This window comes from Liquorilactobacillus capillatus DSM 19910, from assembly GCF_001434915.1.
Taxonomy (GTDB): Bacteria; Bacillota; Bacilli; order Lactobacillales; family Lactobacillaceae; genus Liquorilactobacillus; species Liquorilactobacillus capillatus.
Window position 1 is genome coordinate 1 of the sequence record NZ_AZEF01000038.1, and the last position, 760, is coordinate 760.

General features: G+C 34.5%; 2 protein-coding genes. Both read left to right on the forward strand.

Translation table 11 applies throughout. From position 1 onward, the window contains the following. The coding region (locus tag FC81_RS08550; protein ID WP_235804671.1) for a phage head closure protein at positions 1 to 336 on the forward strand (336 nt) is incomplete at its 5' end. Continuing rightward, on the forward strand, positions 333 to 716 hold the full coding sequence (locus tag FC81_RS08555) for an HNH endonuclease (protein WP_057745739.1): 384 nt from the start codon (positions 333 to 335) through the stop codon (positions 714 to 716). The genes FC81_RS08550 and FC81_RS08555, both read left to right, overlap by 4 nt. Positions 717 to 760 lie beyond the last annotated feature (44 nt).

Consider the following 760-nt stretch of genomic DNA (forward strand, 5'->3'; position numbering starts at 1 on the left):
CTGAACTATGATATATCGAGATTAAAACAAAGAGTTGAGTTTGGATCGATTAAGTCTGTTGAGGACGATAATACAGGCGACTATAAGCAAGAGTTTGTACCACAGTTCAAGTTATGGTGTGGTGATTATACACTGTCAACGAATCAATCAATAAGTTTACTAGGGATACAAAGGACAACAAGTAGAGTTATAGTGATAAGGCATAATGACAGTGTTGATGAACAATATATAGCTAGAATAAATGATAAGGAATATCAGATTGTTACTATTGATAGCGATAGTGATGTCAATGGTTTTGATGTGATAACACTTCATAAAGTTAGTGGTTTTAAATGAAGCCAGTTAAACAATGTAATCATGCAGGTTGTAGAGAATTAGTACCATTCAACGAAAGGTATTGTAGTAAGCATAAGCAAACTTATAATAAGCAAGTGTATTATACAAGAACATATGATAGCAATGAATCTAAGATGCAACAGTTCTACCATTCCGCAGCGTGGCGAAGATTAAGCAGACGATTTCTTGAAAATAATCCAGTTTGTGTTAAATGCTATGAAGATGGAGTAATTAGGAAAGCAGATGTTGTTGATCATGTGCAGGAAGTGAAAGACAATTGGTCAAGAAGATTAGATGAAAGCAATTTACAAGCATTGTGTAACGTTCATCACAATGCAAAAACACGAAATGAACGAAAAAAACGAGAGCAAAAGCCTTAGAAACGTTGGTATATCAACAATAAGGGGGCTATGTGTCAATGACT